This is a genomic window from Streptomyces fulvorobeus (assembly GCF_013167895.1).
GTDB classification, from domain to species: Bacteria; Actinomycetota; Actinomycetes; order Streptomycetales; family Streptomycetaceae; genus Streptomyces; species Streptomyces fulvorobeus.
Genome location: NZ_BLWC01000001.1, coordinates 2,531,048 through 2,555,006 on the forward strand (window position 1 = coordinate 2,531,048; position 23,959 = coordinate 2,555,006).

At 72.0% G+C, this 23,959-nt stretch carries 15 protein-coding genes, 2 pseudogenes and 1 riboswitch; of the genes and pseudogenes, 2 read left to right on the forward strand and 15 right to left on the reverse strand.

Going from position 1 to position 23,959, the window contains the following annotated elements:
• Nucleotides 1-330: 330 nt before the first annotated feature.
• The 10 genes from Sfulv_RS11395 to Sfulv_RS11440 form a co-directional block, all read right to left on the reverse strand.
• Complete coding sequence (locus Sfulv_RS11395) at nt 331-1,053, reverse strand: LysM peptidoglycan-binding domain-containing protein (protein WP_173313577.1); 723 nt, start codon at nt 1,051-1,053, stop codon at nt 331-333.
• A gap of 3 nt (nt 1,054-1,056) precedes the next feature.
• A riboswitch (cyclic di-AMP (ydaO/yuaA leader) is annotated at nt 1,057-1,227 on the reverse strand.
• Nucleotides 1,228-1,516: 289 nt separating this feature from the next.
• Nucleotides 1,517-2,557 carry a LysM peptidoglycan-binding domain-containing protein gene (locus Sfulv_RS11400; protein WP_173313578.1) on the reverse strand — a complete coding sequence of 347 codons (1,041 nt, stop codon included), beginning with the start codon at nt 2,555-2,557 and terminating at the stop codon, nt 1,517-1,519.
• A gap of 109 nt (nt 2,558-2,666) precedes the next feature.
• Nucleotides 2,667-4,010 (reverse strand): cytochrome P450 family protein, encoded by a 1,344-nt coding sequence (locus tag Sfulv_RS11405; protein ID WP_173313579.1) that lies wholly within the window; start codon nt 4,008-4,010, stop codon nt 2,667-2,669.
• A 173-nt stretch (nt 4,011-4,183) separates the two neighbouring features.
• Nucleotides 4,184-5,161 carry a nucleoside triphosphate pyrophosphohydrolase gene (locus tag Sfulv_RS11410; RefSeq protein WP_173313580.1) on the reverse strand — a complete coding sequence of 326 codons (978 nt, stop codon included), beginning with the start codon at nt 5,159-5,161 and terminating at the stop codon, nt 4,184-4,186.
• Nucleotides 5,162-5,195: 34 nt separating this feature from the next.
• Nucleotides 5,196-5,852, reverse strand: a complete 657-nt coding sequence (locus Sfulv_RS11415; protein WP_173313581.1) for a SurA N-terminal domain-containing protein — start codon at nt 5,850-5,852, stop codon at nt 5,196-5,198.
• A 183-nt stretch (nt 5,853-6,035) separates the two neighbouring features.
• A complete protein-coding gene (locus Sfulv_RS11420; RefSeq protein WP_173313582.1) occupies nt 6,036-7,598 on the reverse strand; it encodes a serine/threonine-protein kinase in 1,563 nt (520 codons plus the stop codon).
• Complete coding sequence (locus Sfulv_RS11425; RefSeq protein WP_173313583.1) at nt 7,595-8,179, reverse strand: DMT family transporter; 585 nt, start codon at nt 8,177-8,179, stop codon at nt 7,595-7,597. Before Sfulv_RS11425 ends, Sfulv_RS11420 begins: the two co-directional genes overlap by 4 nt.
• Nucleotides 8,180-8,313: 134 nt before the next feature.
• On the reverse strand, nt 8,314-9,081 hold the full coding sequence (locus Sfulv_RS11430) for an HNH endonuclease family protein (protein ID WP_173313584.1): 768 nt from the start codon (nt 9,079-9,081) through the stop codon (nt 8,314-8,316).
• Between the two features lie 113 nt (nt 9,082-9,194).
• Nucleotides 9,195-9,974 (reverse strand): GntR family transcriptional regulator, encoded by a 780-nt coding sequence (locus Sfulv_RS11435; protein WP_173313585.1) that lies wholly within the window; start codon nt 9,972-9,974, stop codon nt 9,195-9,197.
• Nucleotides 9,971-10,507, reverse strand: a complete 537-nt coding sequence (locus Sfulv_RS11440) for a UTRA domain-containing protein (RefSeq protein ID WP_173313586.1) — start codon at nt 10,505-10,507, stop codon at nt 9,971-9,973. The genes Sfulv_RS11435 and Sfulv_RS11440 overlap by 4 nt, the downstream gene beginning before the upstream one ends.
• Before the next feature lie 151 nt (nt 10,508-10,658).
• Here Sfulv_RS11440 and Sfulv_RS11445 point away from each other — a divergent pair, with 151 nt between their 5' ends.
• The gene (locus Sfulv_RS11445; protein WP_173313587.1) at nt 10,659-11,051 is read left to right on the forward strand and encodes an ATP-binding protein; all 393 of its coding nucleotides are present in this window, start codon (nt 10,659-10,661) and stop codon (nt 11,049-11,051) included.
• A 61-nt stretch (nt 11,052-11,112) separates the two neighbouring features.
• On the opposite strand, the gene mfd is transcribed toward Sfulv_RS11445, so the two are convergent.
• The 3 genes from mfd to Sfulv_RS11460 form a co-directional block, all read right to left on the reverse strand.
• Nucleotides 11,113-14,643 (reverse strand): transcription-repair coupling factor, encoded by a 3,531-nt coding sequence (gene mfd, locus Sfulv_RS11450; protein ID WP_173313588.1) that lies wholly within the window; start codon nt 14,641-14,643, stop codon nt 11,113-11,115.
• A 300-nt stretch (nt 14,644-14,943) separates the two neighbouring features.
• Entirely contained in the window at nt 14,944-17,526 is a 2,583-nt protein-coding gene (locus Sfulv_RS11455; RefSeq protein ID WP_173313589.1) for an ABC transporter permease, read from the reverse strand.
• On the reverse strand, nt 17,523-18,311 hold the full coding sequence (locus Sfulv_RS11460) for an ABC transporter ATP-binding protein (RefSeq protein ID WP_173313590.1): 789 nt from the start codon (nt 18,309-18,311) through the stop codon (nt 17,523-17,525). Before Sfulv_RS11460 ends, Sfulv_RS11455 begins: the two co-directional genes overlap by 4 nt.
• 463 nt (nt 18,312-18,774) lie before the next feature.
• On the opposite strand from Sfulv_RS11460, the pseudogene Sfulv_RS11465 reads away from it, so the two are divergent.
• Nucleotides 18,775-20,352: pseudogene (locus Sfulv_RS11465) on the forward strand (MFS transporter); the annotation flags it as partial.
• Between the two features lie 53 nt (nt 20,353-20,405).
• Here the strand turns inward: Sfulv_RS11465 and Sfulv_RS11470 are convergent.
• The gene (locus tag Sfulv_RS11470; protein ID WP_173313592.1) at nt 20,406-21,305 is read right to left on the reverse strand and encodes a cellulose-binding protein; all 900 of its coding nucleotides are present in this window, start codon (nt 21,303-21,305) and stop codon (nt 20,406-20,408) included.
• 197 nt (nt 21,306-21,502) lie between these two features.
• Nucleotides 21,503-23,954: pseudogene (locus tag Sfulv_RS11475) on the reverse strand (SUKH-4 family immunity protein).
• Between the last annotated feature and the right edge of the window lie 5 nt (nt 23,955-23,959).

A 23,959-nucleotide genomic window follows, 5' to 3' on the forward strand; every position in this document is an offset into this window, starting at 1 on the left:
TCTGACACTGGTTGTGCAGGGTCACTGTGGCCTTGCGGCACGAGCCTATCCGGCCGGGCCCCGTCAGCCCGCCGGACGCCCGTCCCCTGGGACGAAAAAGGACCCAAGGGCAGGCATTAGCGGGCAAAGCTCCGGAAATCTACTAGCCAGTAACTAAAACACTTGAACGATCTGCACGTGTCAGGACCTCCACGGCCGGACACGTTCGGCGGTGCCTCCGGGGTGAAACGGCCCCGGCCCGGCGCGCAGGGGGGAGAGCGCGCCGGGCCGGGGAACAGCGGGAGGGATGCCGCCGGACACCCTCCCTGAAGGGGAGGAGAGTCCCGGGTACTACTTCGTCAGGTGGAGCTGCTGGCCCGGGAAGATCAGGTCGGCGTCCTTGACGATGTCGTCGTTCAGGTCGAACAGCTTCTCCCAGCCGCCCTTGACTTCCTGCTTGGCGGCGATCTTGCTGAGGGTGTCGCCGGTCTTCACCTTGTACTCGCCGTCACCCTTCTCGACCTTCTCGCCGGTCGGGGTGGTGACCGTCCTGGGGGCCTCGGCCTTCGGCGCCTCGGTCTTCGGGGCGGTGCGCTGCTCGCTGCGCGTGGCGGGCTGCTCGGCCGCACGCTCGGGCTGGGCCTGCTGCTCGCCGCCGCCACCCTGCTCGGAGCCGGTGTCGACACCCGGGTCCACACCGTCGTTGGTGAGGTTGCCGGCGCCGGCACACGCCCAGGCACCCGGGCCCTGCATGTCGAGAAGCTTCTCGGCGGTGGCGATCTGCTGCGACTTGCTGGCCAGGTCGGCGCGGGACGCGTACTGCGTGCCGCCGGCCGCGGCCCAGCTGGACTGCGAGAACTGCAGACCGCCGTAGTAGCCGTTACCGGTGTTGATGGACCAGTTGCCACCGGACTCGCACTGGGCGACGGCGTCCCACGTGGCGACGGAGGCGGCGGAGGCGCCGGTCGCACCCATCAGCGGGACGACGACTGCGGCGCCGGTGACACCGGCGAGCGCGGCGAGACGGACGGCCTTGGAGGGGCGGCGGTGCTTGGCCTGGCTGGAAAACAGCATGGAGCTTCTCCTCACCGACGCCTACGAGGTGAGCTGTCGGGTTCGGGCCAAGTGAGTTGCCCGGTCGCACGTCTGGCGTGCGACTCCACCCCAAGCCGGTCCTGAGTCGTCCTGCGACGATCGGGCCCGGCGCTTACCTGGGTCCCCCGCTCCTGCCTACGGCGCTTTACGCGTCTGTTCCCTTCGACCGACGGCAGGATTCGGCGTGACGGTCGACGGGGCCCGCGGTGCGAGCGGTTACGACCGTAAACACAGACAACCCCGACTTTCAAAGAGGGACATAGCGGCTATTCGTGCTTAGTCGCCTCGCCGGAATGAACGTTTCCGCAGGTCGGAGGGGGCGCGGGTCCAGGGTCCCGGCGTGGCGCGCCAGTTGAAGCAAAGAGACCCATGTCTCACTTACGTATAAGTGGACATAGGCCCCTGAACTGCCCCCCGTTTCGGGGTGTTTTCCCGTAATGGATCAGTTGCTCTCGGAGCCCTCCAGGGCGTCCAGCGGCCCCAGATCGAGGTTCTGTCCGGGCAGGATGAGATCCGGGTCCGAGCCGAGCTCGCCCTTGTTGGCCTCGTACAGCTCGGGCCAGCCGCCGGGAACCTTCTGCGCGTCAGCGATCGCCCAGAGGTTGTCGCCGGGCCGGACGGTGTAGTCCCCGTCAGGAAGCGCCACGCCCGCGTCGCGTGCCTGGGCGTCACCGCGCGAGGCGTGCCGGCCGGAGTCGCGCACCCCGCCCCGCTCCGCGTCCTGGCTCACCTCGGGGGCCGGCGTGCCCCGGTGCTTGCCGCCGGTCCCGTCTGTGTCCGCCTCGGACGCCTCGGACGCCTCGGTGGTCGGCACGGTGGAGGGCAGGACCGTCGCGCCGGAGCCCTTGTCGGACTCGACCACCTCACCCGTGATGCCGTTCTTGTCGGACTCGGCCGCCGGGGCGGGGTCGCCGACGGCTCCGGAGGCGGCCGAGGTGCCGGTCCCGCCCTTCTTCGCGGCCCCGTCCGTCGTGCCGCTCTTCGCGCGGTCCGTCGCGCCGCCCGTCGGGGCGTCGGCCGCGTCCCCGGCCGGGGGCGGCGGGTCCGAGGGGCCGGCGGTGGGGAGGCCGCCCGGGTCGACGCCCAGCAGGGTTCCCTCCAGGGCCCCGTCCGGCGCGAGCCCGGAGATCACCGCACAGCTCGCCCACGCCTGCGGCCCCTGGTCCTTGAGGACCTTCTCCGCGACGGATATCTGCTGCGAGCGGCTGGCGAGGTCGGCGCGGGGCGCGTACGCCGAGCCGCCGTACGCCGACCAGGTGTCCTGGGAGAACTGCAGGCCGCCGTAGTAGCCGTTGCCCAGGTCCGCGCTCCACATGCCGCCGCTCTCGCACTCGGCGACCCGGTCCCAGGTCGAGGCGTCTGCGGCGTGTGCGCCGGCCGCCCCGAGGAGCGGGATGGCGATGGCCGATCCCGTCACACCCGCGGCGACGACGATGGCGGGTGCCTGGCGAGGCCGGCGGTGTCTGCCGTTCGCGGAGCCCATGGGATTGCCTTCCGTGTGACTGACAAGTGACTGTGACTGCTGTGGTGAACGGAACCTAGCGGGACTCGAACGTGTGTCACAAGTCGATGCAGCGGAGATCACGCGAAAGTCACGAAGGTGACGATACGTCACCTTGCGCGGCCGGCGGGCGGGGGGTGAACCGCACCGGAAGGGTGCGCAGTCCGCGCATGATGAGTCCGCCGCGCCACCGCAGATCATCAGGTTCCACCGCGAGGCGCAGGTCAGGAAGGCGCCTCAGCAGGGTCGCCAGCGCGGTCCGTCCTTCCAGGCGGGCGAGCGGTGCTCCCAGGCAGTAGTGGATGCCGTGCCCGTACCCCACGTGCTGGTTGTCGATTCGCGCCAGATCCAGGGTGTCCGGATCGCGGAAGCGCTCCGGGTCCCGGTCGGCGGCGGCGAGCACGACCAGTACGGGGTCCCCGGGGGCGATCTCCTGGCCGCCGAGCGTGACGGGCTCCGTCGCGTACCGCCAGGTGGCGAGCTCCACCGGGCCGTCGTAGCGCAGCAGTTCCTCCAGGCCGGTGGCGAGGAGGCCGGTCTCCCCCGCGGCCAGCGAACGCTGAAGCCGTTCGCGCTCCCCGGGGTTGCGCAGCAGGGCGTACGTGCCGTTCCCGATGAGGTTGACCGTCGTCTCGAAACCGGCGAAGAGGAGGATGAACGCCATCGCCGCGGCCTCGTTCTCGGTGAGGTGTTCACCGTGGTCGCTCGTCCGGATCAGGTCCGAGATGAGGTCGTCACCCGGGTTCTCCCGCTTGCGGTGGATCAGTTCGGCCAGGTAGCTCCGCATCTTCTTCACCGACCTGGCCACTCCGCCGCGCGGGCCGCCGCCGTGCCGGATCATCATGCCCGCCCAGTCGCGGAAGTCGTCCTGGTCCTCCGCCGGAACGCCGAGCAGCTCGCAGATGGCGTAGATGGGCAGCGGGAACGCGAAGTCGTGGATGAGGTCGGCCTCGCCCTCCGCCACGAAGGTGTCGATGAGCCGGTCCGTCAGCTCCTGGACGCGGGGCGCGAACGCGGCGACCCTGCGCGGGGTGAACGCCTTCGCGACGAGCCGGCGCAGCCGGGTGTGGTCCGGCGGGTCGATGTTCAGCAGATGCGTCATCAGCTCCGCCTTACGCTCGCCCGGGATGCCCGTTCTGCCCTTGGCGTGCGCGGAGCCGGTGTGGTGCGCCGGGTTCTTGGACAGCCGGGTGTCGGCGAGTGCCTGCCGGGCGTCCGCGTACCGGGTCACGAGCCATGCCTCGACCCCGCTGGGCAGCGTGGTGCGGTGCACGGGGCTGTGCTCGCGCAGCCAGGCGTACGCGGGATACGGGTCGGTGGCGAACTCCCAGGTGAAGAGCTCGGGGGCGGCGGCCGGTACGGAGTCCTCGGCCGGGCGGCCCATGGGGCAGCCGGTGGGGACGTCGGCAGGGCGTTCGGCGGGGCTGTCGTTCACGCCTCGACGTTAGCCGCCGCCTGCCCGCTCCCCGACCGCGGCTCCGCGACGGCCGAGCCGGGCGGCGTGCCCGTCGCCGGGCCCCGCCTTGACCGGTGAGTGCGCTGGGCTGTCCCGTCTCAGCCGCCGTCCGCTGGAGCCGCTCCCTCACCTCGGCCGGCCCTGACGCTCCCCTACTGACGGGTGATGGCCTCCGCCGCCAGGATCGCGTCACGGTAGGTGCGGGCCGCCGCGCGCAGGGCGGCCTCCGGGTCCGTACCGTCCCGTTCGGCCCGGAGGGCGAGGGCCAGGAGCTCGTACCCCACGGAGTCGCCCGCGGGCAGTGCCACGTCGAGCCCGGCGCCGCGGACCCGGCTGCCCAGTTTGGCGGCGAGCGCAAGCCCCGGCTGACCGAGCGGAACGCCTTCGGTGACCGAGTCGCGCTGCTTCTCGATCGCCTTGGTCCGCTGCCAGTGGGCGTGGACGTCCTCGGGGGTCTCGGCGCTCTCGTCGCCGAACACGTGCGGGTGGCGGTGGACCAGCTTCTCCACGAGACCGGCCGCGACGTCGTCGACGTCGAACGGCTCGTCCGGGTCCTCCTGGGCGATCCGGGCGTGGAAGACGACCTGGAGGAGGACGTCACCCAGTTCCTCGCGCAGCTCGTCCCTCTCGCCGTCCTCGATCGCCTCGACGAGTTCGTACGCCTCCTCGATGGCGTACTTGGCGAGGCCCTGGTGCGTCTGCTGCGAGGACCAGGGGCAGGCGAGCCTGATCCGGTCCATGACCTGGACGAGATCGAGCAGCCGGGCACCCGGCAGATCGTACGAACCGGGCAGCAGCTCCAGATCGGGCATCTGCGTCCGGCCCGAGCCGCCGAGCCGGGCGAGCCCGTCCGTCAGCGGCTTGTTGCCCTCGCCGCCCACCAGCACCACCACGGTCCGGCCGCCGGCGCAGTCGTCGACGAGCTCCTGGGCGGACGGCACGCCGTGCTCCACCGTCACGCCCGCCTCGCCCAGATACGGCAGCTGCGGATGGCGCGGCTCGCCGCACAGCACCCGGTCCGCCGCGCGCAAGGTCTGCCAGGCGGGCCAGGACAGCAGACCGGGCGCCACCCGGTGGCTGGCGGTGAGCAGGACGATACGGCCGGGGTCGCCGGGGGCTTCAGCGTTCACCCCCCGAACCTACCCCGGCCCGGGCCCGCCCCGGTCAGGCGCCAGTTTCGGGGGCAGGCTGCTCGAACTCGGTGACCTGCGTGATCCACGGGGCCTTGTAGTCGCCGAGCTGGATCTGCTTGTCGTCCCAGACGCCGAAGCGCGGATTGACGTCGATGTCGAGCGCCTTCGACGCCTTGGCGAGCGCCTGTCCGACGATCTTCTGCCCCTCGGGGGACGCCAGGTCGGTGCCGAGCGCCCGCGCCAGCTTCGGCAGCTGGACCTCGCGGCGCAGATCGTTCTCGATCTGGTCCGGTGCCACCCAGCGCTGCTGGAGCATCATCGCCCGCAGCTGCTCGTCACCGCCGGACTGGGCGGCCGCCGCCAGCCGCATCTCCTGGACCTCCTTGCGGCTGACCGTGACTCCGGCGTCCTTCGACGCCCGGTCCAGGACCCGCCCGAAGATGATCCCGTGCAGCTTGGCACGGCTGAGCTGGCCCGAACTCTTCACCAGCTGCTCGGACTCGCGCGCGCTCTCCTGCGCACTGCGGACGTCCGCCACCTGCGCCTGGAGCACGGACACCTCGATGCGGTCCCCGCCGACCAGGGCCGCGGCGCCCGGATGGGTCTCGCTCCCACAGGCGGAGAGGAGCGGCACCCCGACGAGCAGTGCGGCTGATACGGCGAGCGCGGTACGACTGCGGCGGTGCAAAGGAGCCTCCCGGGGAGAGTTTGTGCATCAGTGCACAAAGCCTTGCGGTGATCGATGTTAGGCAGTGGATGTGGTTGGGGCCACTGATTCGACCAACGATTCGGCAGGAGTCGGGGATGCGGCGCGCTCAGGGCCCCTGAAGCACGCGTTCGACCCCCTGGGACCCGCTCCGTCAGCCGCCCGTCAGCCGCCTCGGACGTGCTGGTGGTGCTGGAGTTGCCTGCGCAGCTCCATGGGGAGCGGGTGGTGCGGCCCGTAGGCCCGCTCCGCGTCGTACATCAGCGTCTGCAACTGTCCGCGCCCCGCCGCGTGGTCACCCACCGCGAGCAGCAGGTGGCCGACGCGGTGCCTGATGTCGAAGGCGCGGCCGCGGTCGGCGGTGAGCGACCCGTAGGTGTTCTCGTAGGAGGGAAGGACCGCCCGGTACTCGGCGAGCGCGGCGGCGGGCTCTCCCAGCTGCTCCAGGCACTGCGCCGCGTCGAAACGGAACTGGAGGGTCTGCGCGTCGGCCGGGCCCGCCTCGGCCGCGCGGTCCTCGGCGAGGCGGCGCAGCTCGGGCAGGGCGCGCCGGTACTGGCCGTCGTCCATCAGGGTCGCCGCGTACTGCTTGCGCAGGATGCGGACGACGGGTGAGTACTCCCCGTGTTCGGCCGCCGCGACCGGGAGGATGCCCCCCAGGATGTCCACGGCCTGGGTGATCCGGCCCTCCGCGAGGAGCTGCTTCACCTCGTCGACGGCGCGTGCGACGTCCGGGCGCGCGGGTGCGGAGGTGGCCGGGTGGGCGCCGGGTGCCGGAGTCCGCGGTACGGGCACGGGGGCCGGGGCGGCGGTCCGGTCCGGCCACGGGGCGTGGGGGCGCAGGAAGGGCCGCGTCGGGTCCAGCGGTCCCGCCGGGGCACCGCGGGCGGGCAGCAGGGGCGCGAGCGTCTCGTACACCTCCTGGGCGGAGGCCGGCCTGGCCTGCGGATCCTTCGCGAGCAGCCGCAGGACGAGAGCTTCCAGCTGTGCCGGGACCTCCGGTCTGAGGTGGCGGACCGGCAGCGGGGGCTCGTAGAGGTGGCGGTGCAGGACGCCGAGCGCCGTGGAGCCCGCGAACGGGACGTCTCCGCTGAGGAGTTCGTGCAGGAGGACACCGAGGGCGTAGAGGTCGGTGTACGGGCCGACGGCCCCGCCCATCGCCTGTTCGGGGGCCATGTAGGCCGGGGAACCGATCGGTGAGCCGGTGTGCGTGAGCCGGGTGGTGTCGGTGTCCAGCACGGAGGCGACACCCAGGTCCAGGACGGTGACGGTGCCGTCCGGCCGGACCATCACGTTGCGGGGTTTCAGGTCGCGGTGGACGATCGGCACCGCGTGCACGGCGGACAGCACGGCGCAGAGCTGTGCGGCGACCGCGACGGCCCAGGGCCACGGGTAGGGGGCGTGTTCGGCGAGGTGGTCGGCGAGGTCGGCGCCCTCGACGTACTGCATGACCAGGAAGAGGTGGTCCTCGTCGTCGCCCGCGTCGTGGACGGTGACCAGGCCGGGGTGGTCGACCTGGGCGGTGACCCGGCACTCGCGGACGAAGCGGCGGCGCAGCTCCCCCACGGCGTCGTTGCCGACGGGTCCGGCCACCCGGTCCGGGCGCAGGAGCTTCACGGCGACCCGGCGGTCGAGCCGCTGGTCGTACGCCGTCCACACCTGGCCCATACCGCCCTGGCCGAGGATGGACGCCAGCTCGTACCGCCCGGCGATGACGCGTCCGGTCACCGTCCTTCGCCCGCCTTGCGGAGGTAGTCGCTCAGCTCGTCGAGCTCGGCGCGCACCTGGTCGAGCCGCTGGGAGGCGGCGGGCGGCGGGGTGGTGACCGGGGGCGCGGGGGTGCGCGGGGGCGCCGCTGCCGGATAGCCGTAACCGGGGGCCCGGGCGGGCACGGCCGGAGGCTGCCCGGCCGGAAGCGGGGTCCGCGGCGGTCGGGGGGTTCCGTACGGTCCCGAGGGGCCGTAGTGGTGGATCTCCGCGTAGAGGTAGTAGGCGATCACGCCCACCATGACGCCGCCGATCCAGGACACCCCGACGAACGCCTCCGCGTCGGTCGTCATGCCCGGGTCCTCCGGCATCGCCATGATGAACGCGAAAAGCCCCGTGTTGAGCACGGCCACCAGGGCGAGCAGGCCCCAGTCACGCCTTCTGCGGGTCACGAGGGCAAGCCGCAGCATGGCGGCCCAGCCGAGAAGTCCGCAGCTCAGCACGGTCAGCGCGACGAAGAGCACGCGCAGCGCCGTCAGCGCTCCCGGGGACGGGCGGCGCTTCGGGGACTGCTCCGGCGGCGGATAGCCGTGGCCGTGCATGTGACGCTCCTGGAAGGCGTATGGCGGACGTGTGCAGTGAGCGTATACACCGACACGGACACCCGGTCCCGGGTTGCCCACAACCTTCGTGGGTCACGTCACTTCGGGGCGCCCGTGCCCTCGGCGACCCGCCGTCAGCCCTCGCACTGCCGCAGCATCATGGCCTTGTCCGGGGCGGTCACCGGCAGCTCGTACTTCCGCGCCACCTGCGCGAAGCGCACCGCGTACGCACAGCGCACCCGCTTGTTCGGCGGGAGCCAGGAGGCCGGGCCCGAGTCGCCCTTGGAGGAGTTGGCGCGGCCCTCCACCGGCAGCAGGTTGAGTACGTCGTTGGCGAGCCGCTCGCGCTTGCTCTCCGGCCAGCGCGCGGCGCCCATCTGCCAGCTGTAGGACAGCGGCACCACATGGTCGATCTGGACCTCGGACGCCCGTTCCTTGCGGAAGTCGAGCGTCTGCCCGGTGTACGGGTCGTACAGCTTCATCGCGACGACGACACAGTCCGAACCGCCGCGGTAGCGGAGCCCCTGGCCGTCGCGGTGGAGGAGGTCGTTGCGGGTGTCGCAGCCGTTGCGCGCGAGGGGGACCCCGTCCGCAGTGTCCATCCAGGCGTAACCGAACTCCTCCCGCTCGTACCCGGTGCGCGGCCCGCGCCCCTTGGTGGCCACGCCCGCGATGAGCTTGCGGGCGGCGGCCCTGTCGTCCTCGGACGTGAGGGGGGCGAGCCCCGGCTTCGTACCGTCCCGGTTGGCCAGAGGACTCGCTCCGGCGCCCTCACCCTGGCGGCCCCCGCCGCCCGCGCCCCCGTCGTCTGGGGTTCGCAGCCGGCCAGGGAGAGCACGACGGCCGCGCTCAGGGCGGGAAGGGCCACTCGGTACACGCGGGGAGATATCACTCGGAGCCATCCTGACGGGGAGAAAGCCGTACCCGGGAATCGTACGGACGTCTTCCCCGCCATGGACGGTTCAAGACGGGCGACCCGCCCGGATGGGCCCCCGGATCACAAACCGCCGCACCCTCAATCAGCCACGAACTCGTATTGCAGCTCGTACAGATGCCCCGCCTTCACCATGACAGTTACTTCGATGGGTCGCTCTTCGTCGCTGTACACGACCCGCAGGGTCCGGAGAACCGGCAGACCACCGGGCAGCCGCAACGCCTGATACTGGTCCTGTGTGGGCACCCGCGCGGATACCCGGTCCACGCTGAGCCGTGGCGGGTACCCCAGCTCCGTAAGCAGAGTCGGCGTACCCCCGGGCACCTTCCGGCGCTTCGTCATCGCTGTGTCCCGGACGATCTCGATCGGGTAGTACGAGGCGACGAGTTCAACCGGTTCGTCATCGACCATGAGGAGTTGACGGCGCAGCAGTGCGATGCCGTGCTTCTCCAGCCGGAGCGCATCGGCAACATCAGCCGGCGGCTCGCTCTCGGCCACCTCAAGCAACACGCTGTGCGCGCGGGAGCCGTTCATGGCCTCTTGGGTCAGCCAGCGGTACGGCTCCCCCGGGCCTGCCGGTGCCATCAATGAGGCCGGACGTACGGTTCGCTGGCGGTGATCTCGTACCGTCACCGCGGCACCCGCCCGGCCTCTCACGAGCCGTTCGTCCTTGAGAAGCTGCACCGCCTTCTGCACCGTCGCGTTCGATGCGCTGAAACGCTCCTTGAGGTGCACGGTGGACGGCAGGCTCGCTCCCGGAGCCAGGTCGCCGGACATGATCTCGTCGCGCAGATCGGCAGCGATCCGCTCGTGCAGTGAACGGCGGTCGACGTCATCCGCCTCGGGTCCGGGCACAGTCATCCGATCCTGATCTCGTACCGCAGCTTCTGGCCTCGTGGCGACATGACCATCACGTCCATCTGAATGGGGCGATCGTCTCCGCTCAGCGTCAGCCGCGTCAGTTCGAGCACCGGCTCGCCGGCCTCCAGCGACAAGGACAGCCGCTCGCCTTCGGACGGCATACGGGCGACGACGTCCTCCTGCGCCCTGACCCCGGCATACCCGAGATCGGCGAGCAACCGGACCGCTCCTCCACGGATCTTGTCCGTCCCTGCCAGGCCGGTGCCCCGGGCGATCTCAAGTGGGTAGTAGGTGTCCGTCAACTCGCAGGGATCACCATCGAGATACATGATCCGCCGACGCTCGACGACATGCCGGCCGCGCTCCACTCCGAGCAGATCGGCCACGCGGTCCGGCGCGATCACCTCCCCGGCGCACACGATCCTCTGTGTACCCTGCCGCCCTTCGGCCACCGCCTCCGCTCCCCAGGGATCGCCCTGGGCGGATGGTGCCAGATACCGGGCAGAGGTGCTGATCCTCTCGCCTTCACCCATGACCTTCTCCGTTTCAAAGCCGAAGTTCGTGCGCCCTGCCGATGCACACGGTAGGCGACGCCGTTCGGCACCCCCAGGAGCACCTTGCCGCTTTTCGTGAAAAGCAGTACGTTGTGCGCGTTACGGCCCACGAGCAAGGCGGTGCATCACCGTGTCTCTGTCGCAGCAACGGCGCTTCCCCCGACGGCGCACCTCTGTCGGCGCCTCACGCGATTTCGTCGTCGGCGTCCTCACCGAGTGGCAGTTCTCTTACCTCATCGACGACATACAGCTCTGCGTATCGGAGTTGGCGACCAACGCCCTGCTCCACGGCGTGCCACCGGGCAGAGATTTCGCCGTAAGCCTTCGCACGACGGATCAGCTCGTGCGCCTGGAAGTGCGCGACAGCGGCAGCGGTCTGCCCGTCGTGCAGTGCCCGGAAGAAGAGAGTTGCGCAGGGCGCGGCTTATATCTCGTCCGGGCCCTGGCCTCCGGCTTCGGTGTCGACCATGACGTCGTCGGCAAGACCGTGTGGGCCGTCTTCACGAAACCAGCTCCTCCCTGAACTCACCCACGGATCGGCCCCGCCAGGACTCCGGCGGGGCCGACCGCCATCGCTCCGGGCTCTAGGAGCCCAGGATCGTCGTGAGGAACTCCCCGGTCCACGCCAGCAGTTCGCGGCCGACCACCGGCTTGCCGCCGATCCTGCCCGCCATGGGGCGGGGGACCAGGAGCTGGTGGGCGGTCGGCTTGATGACCGTCTTGGGGTGGAGCCGCTTCAGACGCAGCTCCTGGGACTCGCGGAGCTCCACCGGGGCGAAGCGGATGTTCGCGCCCTGGAGGACGATCTCGCCGACCCCGCAGGCGCGCGCCAGCATCCGCAGACCGGCGACCAGGAGGAGGTTCTCGACCGGTTCGGGGAGCTTGCCGTAGCGGTCGGTGAGCTCCTCGCGCACCGCCCTGATGTCGTCCTCCGTGTTGGCGGAGGCGATCGAGCGGTACGCCTGGAGGCGCAGCCGCTCACCGGGTGCGTAGTCGTGCGGCACATGGGCGTCGACCGGGAGCTCGATCTTGACCTCCAGCGGGGGTTCCTCCCCGGTGCTTCCGTCGACCGCCGCCCGGTAGTCGGCCACCGCCTCACCGACCATCCGGATGTAGAGGTCGAAGCCGACGCCCGCGATGTGGCCGGACTGCTCGCCGCCGAGCAGGTTCCCGGCGCCCCGGATCTCCAGGTCCTTCATCGCCACGTACATGCCCGCGCCCATCTCCGTGTGCTGGGCGATGGTCGCCAGACGCTCGTGGGCGGTCTCGGTGAGCGGCTTCTCCGGCGGGTACAGGAAGTAGGAGTAGCCCCGGTCCCGGCCACGGCCGACGCGTCCGCGCAGCTGGTGGAGCTGGGAGAGGCCGAAGTTGTCGCCGCGCTCCACGATCAGCGTGTTGGCGTTGGAGATGTCGATGCCGGACTCGACGATCGTCGTCGAGACCAGCACGTCGAACTTCTTCTCCCAGAAGTCCACGACGACCTGTTCCAGGGCGCTCTCGCCCATCTGCCCGTGCGCCGTGGCGATACGGGCCTCCGGCACGATCTCACGGAGCCGGGCGGCCGCACGGTCGATGGACTCGACCCGGTTGTGGATGTAGAAGACCTGGCCCTCACGCAGCAGTTCACGGCGGACGGCGGCGCCGATCTGCTTCTCGTCGTACGGCCCGACGAAGGTGAGCACGGGGTGGCGCTCCTCCGGCGGCGTCGTGATCGTCGACATCTCGCGGATACCGGTGACGGCCATCTCCAGCGTACGGGGGATGGGGGTGGCCGACATGGTCAGGACGTCGACGTTGGCGCGGAGCTTCTTCAGCTGCTCCTTGTGCTCGACGCCGAAGCGCTGCTCCTCGTCCACGATGACCAGGCCGAGGTCCTTGAACCTCGTCTCGGCGGAGAAGAGGCGGTGCGTGCCGATGACGAGGTCGACCGAGCCGTCCCTGAGCCCTTCGAGCGTGGACTTCGACTCCGTCTCGGACTGGAAACGGCTCAGCGCCCGCACGTTGACGGGGAACTGGGCGTACCGCTCGGTGAACGTACCGAAGTGCTGCTGGACGAGGAGCGTCGTCGGTACGAGTACGGCGACCTGCTTGCCGTCCTGGACCGCCTTGAACGCCGCGCGCACGGCGATCTCCGTCTTGCCGTAGCCGACGTCGCCGCAGACCAGCCGGTCCATGGGGACCGTCTTCTCCATGTCCTCCTTGACCTCGGCGATCGTGGAGAGCTGGTCGGGCGTCTCCGCGTACGGGAAGGCGTCCTCCAGTTCGCGCTGCCACGGGGTGTCCGGGGAGAAGGCGTGCCCGGGGGCCGCCATCCGCGCGGAGTACAGCTTGATCAGGTCGGCGGCGATCTCCTTGACCGCCTTCTTGGCGCGCTGCTTGGTCTTGGTCCAGTCGGCGCCGCCGAGCCGGTGCAGGGTCGGGGCCTCGCCGCCGACGTACTTGGTGACCTGCTCCAGCTGGTCGGTGGGGATGTAGAGCCGGTCGCCGGGCTGGCCGCGCTTGGCGGGGGCGTACTCGACGAGGAGGTACTCACGGGTGGCGTTCTGCACCGTGCGCTGCACCATCTCGACGTAGCGGCCCACACCGTGCTGCTCGTGGACGATGTAGTCGCCCGCCTCCAGCGTCAGCGGGTCGATCGTCTTGCGGCGGCGGGCCGGCATCCGGCCGAGGTCCTTGGTGGCCGTGCGCTGGCCGGTCAGGTCGGTCTCGGTCAGCACGGCGAGCTTGAGTGCCGGATCGACGAAGCCCTGGTCGACGGCCCCGCAGGAGACGTGGACGACGGAGGGCGTGAGCTCGGCCAGGTGCTGGTCGAGGCGGGCCGGGATGCCCTCGCCGCCCAGGACCTCGACGGTACGGGCGGCCGGCCCCTGGCCCTCGGTGACGTACACCGTGCGCCAGCCCTCCGCGAGCCAGCCCTTGGTGTCGGCGAGCGCGCGGGCGGTGTCGCCGCGGTAGGACTCCGGGGCGCGCATACGGAGTTTGAGGGTGTCCTCGTCCAGCTCGTCGTCGGCGGCGAACGGGGAGACGGACCACCACATCATGTCCAGCTCGCGGGCCCGGTCGCGGACGTCCGCGATGCCACGGAGCGAGGCGGCGCCGACGTCGATCGGGGCCTCGCCGCCCCCCGCCGTGGCCGCCCAGGACGCCTGGAGGAACTCCTGGCTCGTGGCGACCAGGTCGGTCGCCCGCCTGCGCACCCGCTCCGGGTCGCAGACGACCGCCATCGAGCCCTTCGGCAGGACGTCGATCAACAGCTCCATGTCGTCCACCAGCACCGGGGCGAGGGACTCCATGCCCTCGACGGCGATCCCCTCGGCGATCTTGTTCAGCAGCTCACCCAGCTCGGGATGCGCCTCGGCCAGGGCGGCGGCCCGCCCGCGTACCTCGTCCGTCAGCAGCAGCTCCCGGCAGGGCGGCGCCCACAGACCGTGCGCCGCGACCTCGAGCGACCGCTGGTCCGCGACCTTGAAGTACCGGATCTCCTCGACGTCGTCGCCCCAGAACTCCACCCGCAGGGGGTGTTCCTCGGTCGGCGGGAAGACGTCCAGGATTCCCCCGCGTACGGCGAACTCGCCCCGCTTCTCGACCAGTTCCACCCGGGAGTACGCGGCGGCCGCGAGCGCCTCGACGACCTCACCCAGATCGGCGCTCCGCCCGCTGCGCAGCGCCACGGGCTCCAGATCGCCGAGCCCCTTGACCTGCGGCTGGAGCACCGAGCGCACGGGGGCGACGATCACGCTGACCGGCCCGGTCTCCGGGTCGTCCTGCCGGGGGTGCGCCAGCCTGCGCAGCACGGCGAGGCGGCGGCCCACGGTGTCCGAGCGCGGCGAGAGCCGTTCGTGGGGCAGCGTCTCCCAGGACGGGAACTCCGCGACGGTGTCCGGCGGCAGCAGCGTCCGCAGCGCAGCCGCCAGGTCCTCCGCCTCCCGGCCGGTCGCGGTCACGGCCAGGACGGTCCGGCCGGTCTCGCGGGCCAGCGCGGCCACGGCGAAGGGGCGGGCGGCCGAGGGGCCCACCAGGTCGACGTGCATGCGGTGGCCGTCGGCTGCGGCCTTCACCGCTTCGGAGAGCGCCGGGTCACGTACGACGACATCCAGCAGACCGTGCAGGCTCATGAAGGGCTTCCGTCCGGGGTACGGGGGTGTACTGGCAGCCGGCTGCTGCCAGGGGCGACGCGCCGTCCCCGGCCGGGGGCAGCGCGAAGGGCCCGGCACGTGGGACGGGCCGGGGTTCCAGACTACGACTCCCCTGCGACAGCCGCTCCCGCAGCCGCCTCGCGCCGGGGCCGGAACCGGCCACCGGTCAGCCGGACGCCGGTCCCGGAACGGCCGGGTGGCGAGCCCGCGAAGCGGCCGGCCCCGGGACGTCCGGAGGGACGTCCCGGGGCCGGCCGCGTCACCCTGCTGCGGCCACCGTCACCCGTCGGTGGCGATCGCGTTCAGGACGTTCATCCGGCCCGCCCGGAAAGCGGGGACCAGTGCGGCGAACAGTCCGACGAAGGCCGAGGCGACGAAGACCGAGAGGATCGTCGGCCACGGGATCTCCAGGACACCGAGACCTTCCAGGGCCAGCAGCTTCTGGGCCGAGGTGCCCCACCCCATGCCCAGGCCGAGGCCGAGCAGGGCTCCGAAGAGCGCGATGACCACGGACTCCAGCCGGATCATCCGGCGCAGCTGGCGGCGTGAGAGGCCGATGGCCCGCATGAGACCGATCTCGCGGGTCCGCTCGACCACCGACAGGGCGAGGGTGTTCACCACCCCGAGCACCGCGACGATGATCGCCAGGGCCAGCAGGCCGTACACGATGTTGAGCAGCTGGCCGATCTGGTCCTTGAGGTCCTGCTTGAAGTCCGCCTGGTTCTGCACCTTGTACTGCGGGTACTCGGCGAGCGAGCTCTTGAGGGCCGCGTACGCCTCCTTCTCCTCGCCGTCCCGCGCCGTGGCGAACATGAGCATGTTCTTCGGCATCCTGTCGGCGGGGACGTACTTCTCGGCGGTCCCGGTGTGGATGTACATCGCACCCTTGTCGACGTTGGTCTCGTCCGAGGTGATCGCGGCGACCTTCAGCTTCGCCGTCTCACCGGCCTTGAACGCGACCGTCATCTCGTCCCCGACCTTGATCCTGTGCCGGGTCGCGAAGTCGTCTCCGACCGACATGGAGTCCTCGCCGTACGCGGCGGCCAGATCGCCGGCGACGGTGGTGCGCCGCAGGTCGTCCCGGTACGTCGGGTCGGCGGCGACGACCTCCTCGTCCTCCGTCGTGCCGCCGGGGGCGGTCAGCTTCGCGCTGAGGACCTTGTACTGGGTGATGTGCTCCATCCCGGGCGCGCTCTCCATGGCCTGCGCGGCCTGCGGGACGATCAGCTGGCCGGTGGCCGACTGGACGATGAAGTCGGCGCCGACCGACCTGTCGAGCTCCTCGGTCGCGGAGGCCACCATCGAGGAACCGACGACCGAGAGACAGGCCACCAGGGCCAGGCCGATCATCAGGGCCGCGCCGGTCGCTCCCGTACGCCGCGGGTTGCGCAGCGCGTTGCGCTCCGCGAGCCGCCCGACCGGGCCGAACATCCGCAGCACGACCACGCTGAGCGCCCGCACCACGAACCCGGCGAGCAGCGGGCCGATCACGACGAAGCCGATGAGGGTCAGGACGACGCCCAGGCCGAGGAAGAGCGAACCCTCGCTCGCCTTCGCGGCCCGCGTGGTCGCCCACAGGGCCGCGCCGCCGCCGAGGGTGAGCACCAGGCCGATGCCGGCCCGGACGCGGCCGGACCTGGAGTCCGCCGGGGTTCCGGCGTCGCGCAGGGCCGCCATCGGGGAGACCTTGCCGGCCCGGCGGGCGGGCACGTAGGCGGCGAGGACGGTGACGAAGACGCCGAGCACGAGCCCGAGGGCCGGGGTCGTCCAGGCGATGGTGAGGTCCTTGGTGGACAGCTCCATACCGACGGCGCCCATGAGCTTCATCAGGCCGACGGCGAGCCCGATGCCCGCACCGACCCCGAGGATCGAGCCGACGATCCCCAGGAGCACCGCTTCGACCAGCACCGACCGGTTGACCTGCTTGCGGCTGGAGCCGATGGCCCGCATCAGGCCGATCTCGCGGGTGCGCTGGGCCACCAGCATCGAGAAGGTGTTGACGATGAGGAAGATGCCGACGAGGAAGGCGATTCCGGCGAAGCCGAGCATCGCGTACTTCATCACGTCGAGGAAGGAGCCCATGGAGTCCTTGTTGGCCGCCGCGGCCTCGTCCTGGGTCTGGAGCTTGTAGGCCCCCGGGTCGCCCAGTGCGGCGGCGACGTCGTTCTTCAGCCGGGTGTCGGCCACGCCTGGTTCGGCGGCGACGGAGACGTGGGTGAAGACGTCGGCAGCGCCCAGCAGCTTCCGCTGGGCGGTGGCCGTGTCGAAGAAGACGACGGCCGCGCCCGGGTTGCTCACGGTGAAGGCGGCGATGCCGCTGATCCTCGCCGTGATGTCACCGGTGACCGCGACGGTGCGCAGCTCGTCACCGATCTCCAGGCCGTGCTTCTCCGCGGTGTCGGCGTCGACCATCACCTCGGTGGGGCCGCGCGGGGCGTGGCCGGAGGCGATCTCCATGGAACGCAGGTCGTTGCGCGTCCAGTTGGCGGCGATGGTGGGGGCACCCGTCTCGGAGCCCATGTTCTTGTTGTCGCCGTCGACGACCGTGACGGACAAGCTGGAGACACCGCCTTCGGCGTGCTCCACCCCGTCGGCCTTCTCGATCCGGTCGAGTACGGAGGCGGGCAGCGCTTCGGGCCTGCCGTTCTCCGGCAGGTCGTCGGCGTCACCGGCCGCCTTGGGGCTGACGGTGACGTCGGCCGCCGAAGCCGCGAAGAGCTTGTCGAACGTGGTGTTCATGGTGTCGGTGAAGACGAGCGTGCCGCACACGAACGCCACCGAGAGGAGGACCGCGACGGCGGAGAGCGCCATGCGTCCCTTGTGCGCGAGGAAGTTGCGCGCCGAGGTCTTGAGGACGGTCACGAGGTACGCCCCCGTGCGTCGAAGTGCTTCATGCGGTCGAGGACCTGGTCGGCGGTCGGGTTCAGCATCTCGTCGACGATGGAACCGTCCGCGAGATACAGCACCCGGTCCGCGTAGGAGGCCGCCACCGGGTCGTGGGTGACCATGACGATGGTCTGGCCGAGGTCGTCGACGGACCTGCGCAGGAAGGACAGCACCTCGGCGCCGGCCCGTGAGTCCAGGTTGCCGGTGGGCTCGTCTCCGAAGATGATGTCCGGCTGCGAGGCGAGGGCGCGGGCCACCGCGACGCGCTGCTGCTGGCCGCCGGAGAGCTCGGTCGGCCGGTGCTTCAGCCGGTCGGAGAGGCCGACGGTCTCCACGACCTGGCGCAGCCAGGCGGCCTCGGGCCTGCGGCCCGCGATGTCCATCGGCAGCGTGATGTTCTCCAGCGCGTTGAGCGTCGGGAGCAGGTTGAACGCCTGGAAGATGAAGCCGATCCGGTCCCTGCGGAGCTGGGTGAGCTTCTTGTCCTTGAGCTTGGTGATCTCGGTCTCGTCGAGGTGGATCTCGCCGGAGGTCACCGTGTCGAGGCCGGCGAGGCAGTGCATGAGGGTCGACTTCCCCGAACCGGAAGGCCCCATGATCGCCGTGAACTGCCCGCGAGCGATGTCGACGTCGACATGGTCGAGTGCGACGACCCGGGTCTCCCCCGCCCCGTACGCCTTGACGACCTGGCGCGCTCGCGCAGCGACGGCCGTACGCCCTCCAGTGCCCCCGTGCCTGGGTTTGGTCACAGCCGTTGTCACGGTATTTCTCCTAAGTCGGTGGATGACTGGACGTCTCTGTGTACGTCTTGAGTCTTTCGGGAGGAGGGGGTCCCGCGCGCTGGTGCCCGGCGCAGTCTTCGGGTGGGGTTTTCCCCACCCCGCCCTCTGCGGCCTGCCCGCCCCCCGCGGTGTATGACCACGGTAAAGAAGCGGCCCTCACCGCCACGTCCTCCGGCGGGAGGAACGACCCCTGGGCCCAACTGCGGAGCTACCCCTAGGGGTTTCCGCCTCCGGGAGGAGCCCCGGGTAGGGGGCGGACCGGGATTCCGGCGAACCGGCCCGCTCCTCCCCTCCCGTCGCGGGCGGGCGGGTGAGACAGTGTTCCGGGAAATACATGCATGGGGAAAGGAAAATCGGTGACCGGCACGGGGGACGGAGACGTGGGCGCGGACGGCGCGAAAGACCTGAGAGGCAGGGAAGGCAGGGAAGGTACGGGAGGCAGGGGCACCCAGGGCACGGCGCCGGCGCTCCCGTCACCACCCGCCGAAGGCCCCGCCCCACCACACCCCGGGGCCGCCGCCCCGTCGTCGCCGCCCTCATGCTCGGCATGGCACTCGCCGCCATCGACGGCACGATCGTCTCCACCGCCGTCCCCCAGATCGTCGGCGACCTCGGCGGATTCGCCGTGTTCTCCTGGCTGTTCTCCGGCTATCTCCTGGCCGTGACCGTCACCCTCCCCGTCTACGGGAAGCTCTCCGACACCTTCGGCCGCAAACCGGTCCTGGTCGCCGGCATCGTCCTCTTCCTCGTCGGCTCGGTGCTCTGCGCCCTGGCCTGGAACATGGCGGCCCTGATCGCCTTCCGCGTCATCCAGGGCCTCGGCGGCGGCGCGCTCCAGGGCACGGTGCAGACCGTCGCGGCCGACCTCTACCCGCTCAGGGAACGCCCCAGGATCCAGGCGAAGCTGTCGACCGTGTGGGCCACGTCGGCGGTCGCGGGGCCGGCTGCCGGCGGGCTGCTCGCGACGTACGCGGACTGGCGCTGGATCTTCCTGATCAACCTGCCGGTCGGCGCCGTCGCGCTCTGGCTGGTCGTCCGGCACTTCCACGAACCGGCCCGCCCCCGCACCGGTGCCCCCCTGCGTATCGACTGGGCGGGCGCCCTCGCCGTCTTCGCGACCGGCGTCCTCCTGCTCACCGCGCTCGTCCAGGGCGGCGTCGCCTGGCCGTGGCTCTCGGCACCCTCGCTCGGGCTGCTGGGCGCGAGCGCCGCACTCGCCGCGCTCACCGTCGTCATCGAGCGGCGCGCCGCCGACCCGATCATCCCGGGCTGGGTCTGGAAGCGGCGCACCATCGCCTCCGTCAACCTGGCCCTCGGCGCGATGGGGCTGCTCATGGTGGCCCCCACCGTGTTCCTTCCGACGTACGCCCAGTCGGTCCTGGGCCTCGGCCCGATCGCCGCCGGTTTCGTGCTCTCCGTCATGACACTGAGCTGGCCGGTCTCGGCGGCCTTCTCCAACCGGGTCTACAACCGCATCGGCTTCCGGCTCACCGCCGTCATCGGCATGAGCGCCACCCTGCTGATCCTGCTCGCCTTCCCGCTGCTGCCGTATCCCGGCTCGGCCTGGCAGCCCGCCCTGATCATGCTGCTGCTCGGCGCGGCGCTCGGGCTGTTCCAGCTCCCGCTGATCGTCGGCGTCCAGTCCACGGTCGGCTGGTCCGAGCGCGGTACGACGACGGCCTCCGTACTGTTCTGCCGCCAGGTCGGCCAGAGTCTCGGCGCCGCGCTCTTCGGGGCCGTCGCCAACGGGGTGCTCGCCTCCCGGCTGGCCGACGCCCCGGTCACCGGGCTCCCCCGCGACCTGGACGCGATATCCCACGCGCTCGGCGATCCGGGCTCGCTCTCCGCCGAGGCGACGGACTACCTGCGGCGGGCCGTCGACGCGGCGGTCGACCACGTCTACCTCGGCGCCGCGGGGGCCGCCGCACTCGCCCTGCTGGTCCTCGTCTTCGTCACCCCGCGCCGCTTCCCGGTCCTGGACGAGGACACCGGCAACGCCACGCCGACAGCGCGCGGGTAGTCCGGACCCGGCCGCCCCGCCCCGGGACCCGGCTCCCCGGACGGGGCTGCGTCCTACTCCTCCCGCGCCCCCGGCCCTCCACGCCCGGTGAGCGCCGCGAGCGAGTTGCGTACGTGCGTCATGTGCGCCTGCGCCTCCTCGCGGCCCTCCTCGTGCTCCCGCAGAATCCGTTCCGTCTCCCGCACCACCCGCTCCTCGCGCACCCGGGCTTCCGCGATCAGCTCGGCCGCCCGCGCCTCGGCGTCCTCCTGGCCGTGCCGGGCGGCCTCCTCGGCCTCAGCGAGCGCGCGTTTCGCCTCCGCCAGGACGGCCTCCGCCCGCTCGGCCAGCTCCGTCTCGCGCGCGAGAGCCACCGCCTCCCGTTCCGCCAGCTCCACCGCCGCCGCCTTCGACCGCTCGGAGTGCTCCTGCTCCTGGTGGGACAGCACGCCCGCCGTACGCCGCCGGGTCTCCGCCATCGCGTCGTCCGCGGCCCCGCGCACCTGGGCGGCCTCCTTGCGCGCGGCGGCCAGGGTCTCGTCGGCGGAGCGCCGGGCCTCGGTCAGCACCGCGAGAGCGTGTGCCTCGGCAGCCGCGCGCACCTTCTCGGCCTGCTCCCGGGCCGCCTCGCGCGCGGCCCGGCCCGCCGCGTCCGCCGCGTCCCGAAGCGCCTGCCCGTCCTCCTGGGCGGCACCCCGGGCGGCCTCCGCCTCGCTCTCCGCGAGCGCCAGGATCTGCTGGGCCCGCTCCCCGAGCGAGGCGTACGTCTGAGGAGCGAGCGAGGCGACGGCCTCGGCGAGCCGCGCCGACTCGGCCGCCAGTTCCCCGGCGAGATCCGTCAGCCGGGAGAACCGCTCGAAGGCGGCGTCGCGCTCCGCGGACAGGGCGGCCACGGTCCGGTCCACCTGCTCCGGACGGTATCCACGCCCCCTCACCCCGTCGAAGCCCTGCGCGGACCCCGGTGCAGCACTCATCCTTGAAGCCTCTCTCCGACACTCCGACACTCCGCCCACCGGCAATGCGTCAAGGGTGCGGCATTTGGTACGGAAGTCGGACTCGACCAGCCGTATTCAGGACGTAAGCGATGGGCATCACAGAGCCCGGACGGGGAGGCGCCGGCCCCTTCCGGGTACCGGGCACCTCCTTCCGGCCTCTGCCACAACGGGACAGGTCAGAGCAGTCCGTCCCACATCTGCTCCAGCAGCACCGACCACCAGCTCTCCGGGGACGCGAGCGCCGCCGGATCGAGGGCCGCCAACTGTGCCTGGAAGTCGACGGTCCAGCGGCCCGCCTGTTCGGGGTCGAGCCCGAAGCGCAGCCGCCACATCCGGCCGAGCAACGCCATCGAGCGCACGAACTCCGGCAGCCCGGTGTTCACGAACTGCGGGGTCACCGACCGCCCGCCAGGACCCGCCTCGACCGGCACGGCCACGATGTTCGCCGTGCCGTACTGGACACAGACCGCCCGGCCGAAGTCGGTGCCCATCACGAGGTACGAGCCCGCGTCGGGGGCCGCCGGCACCTGACGCTGCGCGGCCAGCTCGGCCAGCGTCGGCACCACCGGCTGACCCGGCTGCGCCCAGAAGAACGGCCCGAAATCGGCGGGCAGACCGGCCCACACCAGCGTCCGCCCCACGACCTCGGGCACACCCTGGCGGGAGACGGCCCGCTGATCGAAACGGAGCACGCCCCGCGGCCCGAAGACGTGCGCCAGCTCCTCCGCCAGCGCCTCGGGAGGCAGCGGAGCAGCGGGCTGCGTCTGCGGCAGAGGCGCCCGCACCGGAGCCGGCCGCGCCGGGCCGTCGGCCACCTGGTGGAGCTCGCCCTGATGCGTCAGCAGATGCCGCATGCCCTGCTGACGGCTCGTGTGGTCGGCACCGTACGGAGCGACGCTGGTGATCCGCACCTGCGGCCAGGTCTCACGGATCATCCGCGCGCAGTAGCCGCCGGGCAGTTCGCACGACTCCAGTTCGGTGTGCAGCTCGATGACCTGCTGAGGCGGCACGTTCATGGCCCGCAGCTCGTGCAGCATCTGCCACTCGGGGTGCGGAGTGCCGGGCGCCGAGCGGCGGATCAGCTGCTGCTCACTGCCGTCGGGCGCGCGGAAGCGCAGCACGGCCTGGTAACCGGGCCCGACGGTCGGGACACCGATCGGCCGCTGCGGATAGCCGTACGCGGCGGGCGCCGGGACGTGCGGGTCCGGCGGCGGTACGGGACCGGGGGTTCCGCCCCCGGCATTCCGGGCGGACCGGGCGGGCCCGGGGGCCGGGGGGCGGCGGCAGCGCCGACACCCGGTCCGGCGAACATCGTCTGCGCGTGATGCACCCCGCCACCGGGCGGCGGCGTGGCACCACCGGGCGCACCGGGAGCCCCGGGCGGGCCCGGAAGGCCGGGGGGCCGGGGCGCGTTGTGCGCACCGGGTGCACCGGGCGGGCCGGGCGGGGCCGGGGGCCTGGGGCCGCCCAGGCTCGCGTCGGCGAACATCGTCTGCGCGTGGTGCACCCCGCCACCGGGCGGCGGCGTGGCACCACCGGGCGGACCAGGCGGACCGGGCGGCTGCGGTGCGCCGGGCGGGTCGAGCTGCTGGACGAGCCGGGTCGGTGCGTAACCACCCGCCGGAGCCCCGGGCGCACCCGGTCCGGAAGGCGGCGGCGTGGCTCCCGGACGCAGACCCGGGGTGCCGGGGGCACCGGCGGCGGCGGGGGCGTCGGGCCCGTCCCCCGCGCCCCGCGCGGGGGTACAGCGGCCTTGCCGGTGGCCAGGTCCGCGATGTCACCGGGACCGGTCGGCCCGGGCGCGGGCCCGTCCTGACCGGGTGCGCCGACAACCGGGGAGACCGCGGTCCTGGGCAGCCGGCTCCCACCGGGCATCAGCGCGGTCGGCGCCTCGGCAGGTACGACCGGTGACGGCGCCTCCTCGTCGTCGGCACCCGAGAGCGGCGGCGCGAACACGGTGACCGGCAGACCGACCGCACCCGCGTCGGGGTCGGCGTTGGTGTCGGTGCCCGCCCACGGCGTGGCCCCGGAGGGCACGCCGGACGGGGAAGCGGGCGGGGAAGCGGGCACACCGTCGGCAGCCGTCGGCTCGTGGTCGCCCTGACCGCCCGCGGCGGGCCGCGGCAGCGCCGGGCCCCCCGGTGAAGAAGCGCCACCCGGGGAAGCGGGCGCGGGTGCGGCGGGAGAGGGCCCGGCGTCCAGTGGGGTGGCCTGCGAAGGCGGGCCACCCGCGTCTACTTCCGCGCGCCGGTCCGGGATGCCCACCCTGTCGGCGGCCTCCTGGAACCACTCGGGCGGGGTCAGCAGGAACGACGTCTGGTTCAGGTCGATCCGTTGCGCGGGCACCGCGGCGGCCGGCGCGTGCTCGGACCCGCCGTACTCCTCCTCGTACCGCCGGATCACCTCACCGACCGCGATCCCCGGCCACAGCGTGGCCTCACCGCTGTCGCGGGCGATCACGAGCCGGTGGCGTCCGCCGTCGGAGACCGGGCCGTCCGCCCGGTCCTCGGCCCACACCACGAACCCCAGCTCGAACTCGCGTACGCACACCTCTCGGTGCTGGTACCCGGGCACATCGCCGTTGACCCACTCGTCCGCACGCTCCTGCGCCTGTGCGAAGGTCACCATCGCGC

Excerpts from the sequence above, each read along its gene's own strand:
- Sfulv_RS11425 (WP_173313583.1), bottom strand. The coding sequence starts at position 8,179 with ATGCACGGCCACGGCTATCCGCCGCCGGAGCAGTCCCCGAAGCGCCGC.
- mfd (WP_173313588.1), bottom strand. The coding sequence starts at position 14,643 with ATGAGCCTGCACGGTCTGCTGGATGTCGTCGTACGTGACCCGGCGCTC.
- Sfulv_RS11395 (WP_173313577.1), bottom strand. The coding sequence starts at position 1,053 with ATGCTGTTTTCCAGCCAGGCCAAGCACCGCCGCCCCTCCAAGGCCGTC.
- Sfulv_RS11430 (WP_173313584.1), bottom strand. The coding sequence starts at position 9,081 with ATGGCTCCGAGTGATATCTCCCCGCGTGTACCGAGTGGCCCTTCCCGC.
- Sfulv_RS11440 (WP_173313586.1), bottom strand. The coding sequence starts at position 10,507 with ATGGGTGAAGGCGAGAGGATCAGCACCTCTGCCCGGTATCTGGCACCA.
- Sfulv_RS11435 (WP_173313585.1), bottom strand. The coding sequence starts at position 9,974 with ATGACTGTGCCCGGACCCGAGGCGGATGACGTCGACCGCCGTTCACTG.
- Sfulv_RS11470 (WP_173313592.1), bottom strand. The coding sequence starts at position 21,305 with ATGAGTGCTGCACCGGGGTCCGCGCAGGGCTTCGACGGGGTGAGGGGG.
- Sfulv_RS11400 (WP_173313578.1), bottom strand. The coding sequence starts at position 2,557 with ATGGGCTCCGCGAACGGCAGACACCGCCGGCCTCGCCAGGCACCCGCC.